Below are 11,732 nucleotides of genomic sequence, written 5' to 3' on the forward strand. Positions count from 1 at the left end.
GTTTCGATGAAGCCATTTTTCGGTGTCTCACAGGCCCCTGTGGATTCCCCTCTGGTCCCCGGTGTGTCTGGAGACCGCACGCGTGACGAAATCGCGGCGTGGCTCAGGGCCTATGTGGCCGAGTCCGCCGAGCTCGCGCCCGAAGAGGTCGACGCTCAGGAACCCTTCGTTCGTTACGGGCTGACGTCGAAGGACGCGGTGTTCTTGTCGGGTGAGTTGGCGGACTGGCTGGGCCGCGACGTGTCGCCCACCATCCTGTGGGAGCACCCCACCATCGACGCGCTCAGCCAGGCGCTCGGCCGTGGCACCGCGCCCGTGACGCACGCGCCCGCGACGCCCGTCACCGAGGCCGCGCAGGACGAAGCCATCGCGGTGGTGGCGCTGGGGTGCCGCTTCCCGGGAGCTCCGACGCCAGAGGCATTCTGGGCGTTACTCCAGCGCGGCGGGGATGCCATCACCGAAGTCCCCGCGGACCGTTGGGATGCGGCGAGCCTCTACTCGTCGGACCCGTCCACGCCCGCGACGATGAACACGCGATGGGGCGGCTTCCTTGAAGACGTCGGCGCGTTCGACCCGCTCTTCTTCGGCATCTCGCCCCGCGAAGCCGTGCGGATGGATCCACAGCAGCGCCTGCTCCTGGAAGTCGCGTGGGAGGCGCTGGAGCGCGCGGGACAGGCACCGCAGGGACTCCAGGGCAGTCGCACGGGCGTCTTCGTCGGCATCAGCACCAGCGACTACGCGCAGCGACAGTTCGGCGACCGCTCGTTGTTGGATGCGTACGCGGGCACTGGCAACGCGCACAGCATCGCGGCCAACCGGCTGTCGTACGTGTTGGGTCTGCGAGGTCCCAGCATGGCCGTGGACACCGCGTGCTCGTCGTCGCTCGTCGCGGTGCACCTGGCCTGTCAGAGCCTCCGCGGCCGCGAGTGTGATTTGGCGATGGCGGGCGGCGTCAACCTCATCCTGTCGCCCGAGCTCACCATCGCCTTCTCGCAAGCGGGGATGATGGCGGCGGATGGACGCTGCAAGACGTTCGACGCGTCGGCTGACGGCTACGTCCGCTCCGAGGGTTGCGGCATCGTCGTCCTCCAGCGACTGTCGGACGCGCTGGCCTCGGGCGCGCCCATCCTGGCCGTCATCCGCGGCTCGGCAGTGAATCATGACGGGCTGAGCAACGGCCTCACCGCGCCCAGCGGCGCCGCGCAGCAGGACGTCATCCAGCAAGCCCTCCGTCAGGCCCGGCTGTCGCCAGAGCAGATTGGCTACATCGAAGCCCACGGCACGGGAACGCCGCTGGGCGACCCGATTGAACTTGCGGCCCTGAGCGCCGTGCTGTCACCGGGGAGGACGGCGGAGCAGCGCTGCTTCATCGGCTCGGCGAAGAGCAACATCGGCCACCTGGAGGCGGCGGCCGGCATCGCGGGGTTGATGAAGACGGTGCTGGCCCTGAGCCATGGAGAGATTCCGCCGCAGGTCCACCTGCGCGAACTCAATCCGCACATCGCCTTGGATGCGTGCCGATTCCCGATTCCAACTCGCCGGGAGCCGTGGCCTCAAGCGCCCGGCGCGCGCATCGCGGGAGTCAGCGCCTTCGGCTTCGGTGGCACCAACGCCCACGTCATCCTGAGCGAACCTCCGTCGCGTCTCGCGGATGCACCTCGCGTCCCCGAGCGCGGCAGCCATGTCCTGACGCTGTCCGCCCGGAGCGATGCGGCCCTGCGGAACATGGCCCGGCAGTACCAGGAGCACCTCTCCCGGCCGGACGCACCCGCGCTAGCGGATGTCTGCTTCACCGCGAACACCGGCCGCAATGCGTGGCCGCATCGGCTCGCGCTCACCGCGAGCTCGCATGCGGAGATGGCGTCGCGGCTCGAGTCCTTCGCCCAAGGGCATGATGGGCCCGGGCTGCATCAGGCCGAGGCGCAGCGTGGCGCCGCGCGGCGAATCGTCTTCCTGTATCCCGGCCAGGGCACCCAGTACCCCGGCATGGGACGGCAGCTGTTCGACAGCGCGCCCGTCTTCCGTGAAGCCCTGGAGCGCTGCGACGCGCTTCTCCGTCCGCACCTGGATGTCCCCCTTCTGTCAGTGCTGTTTCCGACGACGGACGCCACCGCGCAGCTCATCCACCAGACGCGCTACACCCAGCCTGCGTTGTTCGCGCTGGGCCATGCCCTGACGGAGCTGTGGCGTTCGTGGGGCGTGGTGCCCGACGCCGTCATGGGCCACAGCGTGGGCGAATTCACGGCCGCGCACGCGGCGGGCGCGCTCGGGCTGGAGGAAGCACTGGCCCTGCTGGCCACGCGCAGCCGGCTCATCCAGGCATTGCCCCAGAACGGCGCAATGGCGGCCGTCCTGACGGATGTAGCCACGGTGCGCACGGCGCTGGAGGGCGAGCCGCTGATGGACGTCGCCGCCATCAACGGGCCGCGGCACGTCGTCATCTCCGGTGAGCGTGAAGCGGTCCAGCGCATCATCACGGCGCTTCAGGCTCAAGGTATCGAGTCACGGCCGCTCACCGTCTCCCACGCGTTCCACTCGCCACTGCTGGAGCCGATGCTCGCTGGCTTCGAGCAGGTGGCCCGCGTCCTGCCCGCCCACGCGCCACGCCTCCCGCTCATCTCGAACCTCACGGGCGAGCGCATGTCCCAGGCCCCCGACGCCGCCTACTGGCGACGACACGCGCGCGCGCCCGTCCAGTTCTTCAAGAGCCTCCAGACGCTGACGCAGGCGGGCCCCGCGCTGTTCATCGAGATGGGCCCGCACGACACGCTGCTCGGCATGGCGAAGCGCTGCGTGCCCGAGAGCGCGAGCCTGTGGCTGCCCAGCCTGCGGCGTCAGCAGGATGCCTGGGAGACGCTGCTCGGCAGCCTCGGTGCGCTGCACACGCGCGGCGTCGCCATCCCATGGAGCGCAGTGGACGCGAACCACCCGCGACGGCGTGTCCCGCTGCCCACCTATCCCTTCGAGCGTCAGCGGTACTTGCTGGACTCCACGCTCCCCTCCCCTGCCCACAGCCCGACGATGATGACCCAGACCTCTGCCGCAGCGCCCGTCGTGTCACGCAAGGAGCGCCTCCTCACGGAGCTCCGCGCGGTCGTCGCCTTGCTGCTCCAGGCACCTCCCGAGAAGCTCGACCCGCGCATGTCCTTCCTGGAGATGGGCGCCGACTCCCTCGTGTTGCTGGACGCCATCCGCAACGTGGAGAAGCGCTTCGGCGTGAAGCTGGCCATCCGTCAGCTCTTCGAGGAACTGACGACGCTGGACGCACTGGCGAGCCACCTCGACCAGACGCTGCCCGCGAGCTTCGCCTTGAGCCCCGCGCCAGCCGCGACGAGTGTTCCCGCTCCGCTCCCCGTGAGCGCGCCTCCCGCCGCCGCGAACACACTCTCCGCGCCTCCGGGAAGCGCCGTCGAGCAGCTCATCCAGCAGCAGTTGCAGCTCATGGCGCAGCAGCTCGCGCTCCTGGGCGGACGTCCCTCAGCGCCGCTTTCGCTCCCCGTCGCGGCGCAGGAAGCCCCCGCCCCCAAGGCAGCGCCCGCGAACACCGCGAAGGCTGGAGGCGCGTCACCCTTTGGCGCGGGGCCGAAGTCCGGAACGCCCGAGCGCGAGCTTCCCGCGGTGCAGCAGCGTCACCTGGACGCGCTCATCGCGAAGTACACCGCGCGCACGAAGCGCTCGAAGGAAGCAGCCGTCCGCTACCGCTCGAAGTGGAGCGACGTCCGGTGGCTGATGAACTTCCGCGCCGAGCTGAAGGAGGTCTGCTACCCCATCGTCAGCGTGCGCTCGAAGGGGTCGCGGGTCTGGGACGCGGACGGCAACGAGTACATCGACTTCTCCATGGGCTTCGGGGTGCACCTGTTCGGTCACAACCCGCCCTTCATCATGGAGGCGCTGCAACAACGTCTGGCGGAGGGCATGGAGCTGGGCCCTCAGTCGGACCTGGGCGGACAGGCCGCGGAGCTGCTCTGCGAGCTGACCGGGATGAAGCGCGTCACCTTCTGCAACTCCGGCACGGAGGCGGTGATGACGGCGCTCCGGCTGGCGCGCGCCGCGACGGGCCGCACGAAAATCGTGATGTTCACCGGCTCCTACCACGGCCACTCCGACGGCACGCTGGTAGTGGGGCGCATGGTCAATGGCGAGCCCCAGTCGCTGCCCATGGCGGCGGGCGTGTCTCCCAAGGTCGTCGAGGACGTCCTCGTACTGCCCTACGGTGAGGACCGCACGCTGGAGCTCATCCGCGAGCACCTGCACGAACTGGCGGGCGTCCTCGTCGAACCTGTGCAGAGCCGCCGTCCCAATCTCCAGCCACGGGCCTTCCTCCAGGCGTTGCGGACGATGACGCGCGAAGCAGGCGTGCCCCTCATCTTCGACGAGGTCATCACCGGCTTCCGGCTCCACCCGGGTGGTGCGCAGGCGTGGTACGGCATCGAGGCGGACCTGGTCACCTACGGCAAGGTGCTCGGTGGCGGCATGGCCATTGGCGCCGTCGCGGACCGGGGCGGCTTCGTGGACCGCATCGACGGGGGCGATTGGAACTACGGTGACGCGTCCTACCCCGCTGTCGAGACGACCTTCTCCGCGGGCACGTTCTGCAAGCACCCGCTGACCATGGCGACCACGGTGGCCACCTTGAGCCACCTCAAGGCCCAAGGGGCCGCGCTCCAGGAGAATCTGAGCCGTCGCGCCGCGGAGCTGGTCGCGCGCCTCAACGACATCTTCCAGCGCGAGCAGGCACCCATCGAGGCGGTCCACGGCGGCTCGGTGCTGCGCTTCTCCGCCGCGGGCAACACCAGCTACCTGTACCAGTCGCTCGAGATGGACCTGTTCTTCTGCCACCTCATCCAGCGCGGCATCTACATCTGGGAGGGGCGCACGTGCATGCTCTCCACGGCGCACTCGGACGAGGACCTCGACACCATCGTCCGCGCCGTCACCCAGACGGTGGCCGACATGCGCGCGGGCGGATTCTGGCCACGCACGACACCGCCCGAGCCGACCCTCGTGGAAGCACGCACGCTGCCGATGACAGAAGCGCAGCGGCAGCTCTGGGTGCTAGCCCAGATGAACCCCGGCGGCTCCATCTCATACAACCTGTCGATGAGCCTGCGGCTCGAAGGCGTGCTCCAGCGCGAGCTGCTCCAGCGCGCCATCCAGCACGTCGTCGACCGGCATGAAGCCCTGCGCATCCACGTCCACGAGTCCGGCGAGCAGCAGACCGCGGCCGCTTCGCTGGCGCTTTCCCTGACGTTGCACGACCTCTCCATCCTGCCCGCGCCGGAGCAGGCCGAGCGCCTCTCCGCCTGGTACGAGCAGGAGAGCAACACACCGTTCGACCTGCACCGCGGTGCGCCCTTCCGCGTCAACCTCCTGAAGCTGGGCGCGCAGGAACACGTCTTCGTCCTCACCGCGCACCACGTCGCGGTGGATGGCTGGTCAATGGGTGTCATCGTCCGCGAGATTGCGGCCCGCTACACCGAGCTCCGGGGAGGCAAGAGCAGCCCGCCTCCGCCCGCGATGCAGTGGGGCGAGTACGTGCAGTGGCTCCATGAGCAAGCCGGAACCAAGGAGCAGTCGGCCCACGAGCGCTTCTGGCTGAGCCGGCGCGTGGAGACGCTACCCGCGCTGGAGCTGCCCATCGACCATGGCCGCCCCGCGCACCGCAGCTACCGGGGTGCCCGGGAGACGCTGCGGCTGGACCGCGCCACCACCCAGTCCCTGCGGGAGGCAGCGGCGCAGCAACAGTCCACGCTCTTCATGCTGCTGCTCTCCGTCTACACCACGTTCCTCCACCGCCTGACGGGCCAGGATGACGTGCTGGTGGGCATCCCCACCGCGGGCCGGGGAATGGAGGGCAGCGAGGGAATGGTGGGCTACTGCGCGCACCTGCTGCCCATCGCCAGCCACGTCCAGGGCGAGCAGACGTTCTCCGAATACGTCCAGGGCCTCAAGCAGGTGCTTTGGGAGGCGTATGAGCACCAGGACTATCCCTTCGCCCTGCTCATCAAGCGCCTGGGACTGCCGCGCAGCACGAGCCACACGCCGCTCGTCAGCGTCACGTTCAACCTGGAGCGCCCGCTGGGGAACCTCCAGATGGACGGCCTGCGGACGCACTTCGTCCCGCAGCCCGTTCGCTACGCCGCCTTCGACCTGAGCCTGAACGTCATCGACGCCGAGGACGGGCTCGTCCTGGACTTCGACTACAACACCGACCTGTTCGAAGCCGCGACGCTGGCCCGCTGGGCCCAGGGCTTCCGCACGCTGCTTTCGGGCGCGCTCAAGCAACCGGAAGCGCGCGTGACCGACCTGCCGATGCTCACCCCGGCCGAGCGCCGCAAGGTCCTGGTGGCGTGGAACCAGAACCAGGTGGGCTACCGGGAGGATCTACTCACCCACCAGTTCATCGAACAGCAGGCCGCCGCGAGACCGGGCGTGCACGCGGTGGAGCTGGACGAACAGTGCATCACCTACGCCGACTTCAACCGGCGCGCGAACCAGCTCGCGCACCACCTGCAAGGCCTGGGCGTCGGACCGGGCGTGCTGGTGGGCGCCTTCATCGACCGCTCGCCGGAGATGCTGGTGACGTTGCTGGCCATCCTCAAGGCCGGTGGCGCCTACGTGCCGCTGGACCCCGCGCACCCCGTGGAGCGGCTGCGCTTCCTGCTGGATGACGCGCGCGCGGCCGTGCTGGTGACGAAGCAGTCCCTCGCGGAGCGTCTGCCCGCGCACACCGCGAAGGTCGTCCACCTGGATACGGACGCCGTCACGCTGGCGTCCCGCCCCACGGAGAACCCGCCCAACACCGCGACGGCCACGTCCCCCGCCTACGTCATCTACACGTCCGGCTCCACGGGGGAGCCCAAGGGCGTCGTCATCAGCCACGGGCAGATGGCGGTGCACTTCCAAGACATGCAGCTCCACTTCGAGCTGACCGAGCGCGACCGCGTGTTGCAGTTCGCCTCGTTCAACTTCGACGCGTCCCTGGAGCAAATTCTGCCGACGTTCATGACGGGCGCAACGCTGGTCCTGCGCGGCAACCAGGTCTGGACGCCCGAGGAACTGGCCCGGCGTGTCGTCGAGCAGCGGCTGTCGGTGATGAACTTCCCCACGGCGTACTGGCAGCAGCTCACGCAGAGCTGGGCCGAATCGCCGCCGGCCATCGGCGCCCATGACTTGCGGCTGGTCATCATCGGCGGCGACACCGTGCTGCCCAAGGTCCTGGAGCTGTGGCAGCACGGCCCGCTGGGCAACGTGCGCACGCTCAATGCCTACGGCCCCACCGAGACGCTCATCACCGCGACCACCTTCGACATCCCCAAGGGCTGGAGCGCCACGCGCGTCCCGATTGGCCGGCCGCTGTCGAACCGCCCCTGCTACGTGCTGGACCGGCACGGCTCGCCCGTGCCCATCGGCGTGGCGGGCGAGCTGCACATCGGCGGACCGCTGGTCGCTGCGGGCTACCTCAACCGCCCGGAGCTCACCGCGCAGCGCTTCGTGCCGGACCCGTTCAGCGACGACCCGGCGGCGCGCCTCTACCGGACTGGAGACCTGGTCCGTTACCGGCCCGACGGCACGCTCGAGTTCCTGGGACGCACCGACCACCAGGTGAAGGTGCGCGGCTTCCGCATCGAGCTGGGAGAAATCGAATCCGCGCTGAGCGCGCACGAGCACGTCCAGGAGGTCGTCGTCACCGTCCGCGAGGAGCCAGGCGCGCTGGCCGGACATGACAAGCGGCTGGTGGCCTACGTGGTGCCCTCCACGCAGGGCAGCGTGACGCCCGCGGCGCTTCGCCAGTTCCTGCTGGAGAAGCTGCCGGACTACATGGTCCCCGCCTTCTTCGTCCTCCTGGAGGCCATGCCACTCACGGCCAGTGGGAAGCTGGACCGCAAGGCGCTGCCCGCGCCCGACCCGGAGGCCAGCGCGCCCACGCGTCCCTTCGTCGCGCCGCGCACGCCCACCGAGCAGACGCTGGCGGATGTGTGGATGAAGGCCCTGCGCCTCCCCCGCGTGGGCATCCACGACGACTTCTTCGAACTGGGCGGTGACTCGCTGCTGGCCACGCAGGTGGCATCGCGACTGCGGGACGCGCTCAAGGTGGAGCTGCCGCTGGAGCGGCTCTTCAAGCAGACGACCATCGCCGGGCTCGCGGAGCACGTGGACACCGTCCTGTGGGCGTCACGCGCTGCCGAGGACACCAGCGTCAACGGCGCGAGCCGTGAAGAGGGGGAGCTGTGAACACGATCGACGGACTGTTGACCCGGCTGCGCCAGCACGACGTGCGGCTGTGGATGGAAGGCGAACGCCTGCGCTTCAACGCCCCTCCGGGCGTGATGACGCCCGACCTGCTTGGAGAGATGAAGTCCCGTAAGGAGGAGCTGGTCTCCTTCCTCCAGCAGGTGGGCCAGTCACTCCAGAGCGCCGCGGACCTCATCCCCGCCGGCCCTCGCGACGGGGAGTTGCCGCTGTCCTCCGGCCAGCAGCGCATGTGGTTCCTGGAACAGTTCCAGGGGCCTGGTGGCGCGTACAACATGCCCGCCGCGCTGCGGCTCGAAGGCGCCCTGGACGTCGCAGCGCTTCAGCGGAGCCTGGACGAAATCGTCCGCCGTCACGAGGTGCTGCGCACGAGCTATGGGCAGCACCAGGGCCAGCCCTTCCAGCGCGTCTCACCGCCCGCGTCCGTGACGATGCCCGAGGTGGACCTCCAGCACCTCCCCGCCGACGCACGTCAGGCCGAGGTCCGGCGGCGTGCGACGGAGGAGGCCGGCCGGCCCTTCGACCTGTCGCGAGACCTGCCCCTCCGGCTGTCCCTGTTGCGGTTGGACCCACGCGAGCACGTGCTGCTGCTCACGCTCCACCACATCGCCTGCGACGGCTGGTCCCTGGGCGTCCTCATCCGCGAACTGGCGGCGCTCTACCGCGCGTTCAGCACGGGCGAGCCCTCTCCGCTTCCCGAACCGGCCCTTCAATACGGTGACTTCGCGCGCTGGCAGCAGGAGCGAGCCACCCGTGGCGACCTCCAGCCGCATCTCTCCTGGTGGCGCGACCACCTGGCCGGCGCCCCTGCGATGCTGGAGTTGCCCACCGACCGGCCCCGCCCCGCGAACCAGCGCTTCCACGGCGCGACCCATCGCTTCACCGTGCCTTCGGAGCTGACCGCCCGGCTCAAGCAGCGGAGCCGCGAGGCGGAGGCCACGTTGTTCATGACGCTGTTGTCCGCGTTCGGCGTGCTCCTGTCCCGCGGCAGCCGGCAGGAGGACCTCGTCATCGGCACGCCCATCGCCAACCGGGTGCCCCAGACGGAGCCCCTCATCGGCCTCTTCGTCAACTCACTGCCGCTGCGGCTCCAGGTGGACGGCGCGCGTCCGTTCGCCGAGCTGCTGGCCCGCGTGCGCCAGGACACGCTGAGCGCCTACGCGCATCAAACGCTGCCCTTCGAGCAACTGGTCGAAGCGCTCCAGCCGCCGCGTGACCCGAGCTACTCCCCGCTGTTCCAGGTGCTGTTCACGCTCCAGAACACGCCGTCCGAGGTCCTCTCGCTGTCCGGCCTCACGTTGGAGCAGTTGGAGTTCGAGAGCGGCACCACGCAGTTCGACCTCTCCCTGTCGATGGCGGAGACGGCGCAGGGGCTGGTCAGCGAGCTGAACTACAACACCGACCTGTTCGATGCGGCCACCGTCGCGCGGATGTCCGGGCACCTCCTCACGCTGCTCGCGGCCATCGCGGAGAACCCCACCCGGTCCGTGAGCGACCTGCCCCTGCTGACCGAGCCCGAGCGACTGCGACTGCTGCGGGAGTGGAACGACACCGCGCTCGACCTGCCCCTGCCCGACAGCCTCCACGGCCTCTTCGAACAGCAGGCCGCGCGCCGCCCGGACGCCACCGCCGTGCGCTTCGAGTCGCGCGCCCTGACCTACCGGGAGCTGGATGAACAGGCGAACCGGCTGGCGAACCACCTGCGCCAGCTCGGCGTGGAGCCGGGGCACCGCGTGGGCATCTTCCTGGAGCGCTCGGTGGAGCTGCTCGTGGGTTTGCTCGGCATCCTGAAGGCGGGCGCGGCGTATGTGCCGCTGGACCCGCTGTATCCGCCGGACCGGCTGGCGCACATCTTGGACGACAGCGGCGTCTCACTGCTGCTGACCGAGCCGGAGCTGGCCGCACAGGTCCCCGCCTATCGTGGCAAGCGCCTGGTGCTGGCCGAGGCCTCCGGCGCCCCCACGACGCCGCCCCAGGTGACGCTCGCGGGCACGAACCTGGCCTACGTGCTCTACACGTCCGGTTCCACGGGCCGTCCCAAGGGCGTGGCCGTGCCGCACGCCGCGGTCGTCAACTTCATGGCGTCCATGCAGCGGGGGCCTGGGATGACCGACCAGGACACGCTGTTCGCCGTGACGACGGTCGCCTTCGACATCTCCGTGCTGGAGCTGTTCCTGCCCCTGAGCGTGGGCGGCAGCGTCGTCATCGCCAGCCGCGAGACGGCCGTGGATGGCACCCGGCTGATGCGGGCGCTGGTGGAGAGTGGCGCCACGGTGATGCAGGCAACGCCTTCCACGTGGCGGATGCTGCTGACGCTGGGGTGGAAAGGCAGCCCCGCGCTGAAGCTCCTCTGCGGTGGAGAGGCGCTCCCTTCCGAACTGGTCGAGCCGCTGTGCTCGAGCGGTGCGTCCCTGTGGAACATGTACGGCCCCACGGAGACGACCATCTGGTCCACCACCACGCGCCTGGAGCCGGGACGCCGCATCACCCTGGGCCGCCCGATTGGCAACACGCAGGTGTATGTGCTGGACGCGGCCATGCATCCGGTGCCCATGGGCGTGATGGGCGCGCTGTACATCGGCGGGCACGGCGTGGCGCAGGGCTACCTCCACCGTCCGGACCTGACGGCGGAGCGCTTCGTGCCAGACCCCTTCGGGCAGGTGCCGGGCGGCCGGCTCTACGCCACGGGCGACCTGGTGCGCGCGCTGCCGGACGGCACGCTGGAGTACCTGGGCCGCGGCGACGGGCAGGTGAAGCTGCGCGGCTTCCGCATCGAACTGGGGGAGATTGAAGCCCGGCTGGCGCAGGTGCCGGGCGTCCTGGAAGCCGCCGTAAAGCTGTGGGACGTGTCGGGCCACGCGGAGCTCGTCGCCTACGTGCGCCCCGGCGCCGAGCCCGCTCCCGAAGCCCTGACGATTCGCCAGCATCTGACGTCTCACCTGCCGGCGTACATGCTGCCGAGCCACTTCGTGACGCTGGAGTCCTTCCCCCGGACAGCCAACGGCAAGCTGGACCGCAAGTCGCTCCCCGCGCCGTCGGCGAACCAGCGCGCCTCGACGGCCTACGAGGCGCCACGCACGCCCACGGAAGTCCAACTCGCGGCCATCTGGCGCGACGTCCTCGCGGTGGAGCAGGTCGGCGCGCATGACAACTTCTTCGACCTGGGAGGCCAGTCGATGAAGGCCGTCCAGGTGGTGGCGCGCATCCAGGAGTCCTGGAAGGTGGACGTGTCACTCCGCGTCCTCTTCGAGCACCCCACACTCGACGCGCTGGCGAAGCACCTGGAGACACTCCAGCAACCCAGTTCGCCCGCCGTCCCCCCGCCACTGGTGGCCCGGCCCCGGCAAGCCCGCCTCGTCCAGGCCGCGACGCGCGCCGAGCTGAACCTCCCTGACTCGACTTCTTCGAAGAAGGAGTAGCGCCTCGGGTCCACGCCACGACTGGCGTGGCCCGTTCCGCCGCTGCCCCGTTCCTCGCCC

Annotated in this window: 2 protein-coding genes; both read left to right on the plus strand. The window is 69.8% G+C overall.

What is annotated here, in order from left to right; translation table 11 throughout:
- The first annotated feature begins 6 nt into the window (after positions 1-6).
- The gene (locus OZ403_RS22890) at positions 7-8,235 is read left to right on the plus strand and encodes a non-ribosomal peptide synthetase/type I polyketide synthase (RefSeq protein WP_268781729.1); all 8,229 of its coding nucleotides are present in this window, start codon (positions 7-9) and stop codon (positions 8,233-8,235) included.
- Entirely contained in the window at positions 8,232-11,672 is a 3,441-nt protein-coding gene (locus OZ403_RS22895) for a non-ribosomal peptide synthetase (protein ID WP_268781730.1), read from the plus strand. Before OZ403_RS22890 ends, OZ403_RS22895 begins: the two co-directional genes overlap by 4 nt.
- Positions 11,673-11,732 lie beyond the last annotated feature (60 nt).

Origin of the sequence: Myxococcus sp. NMCA1, from assembly GCF_026810205.1 — a bacterium.
Taxonomy (GTDB): Bacteria; Myxococcota; Myxococcia; order Myxococcales; family Myxococcaceae; genus Myxococcus; species Myxococcus xanthus_A.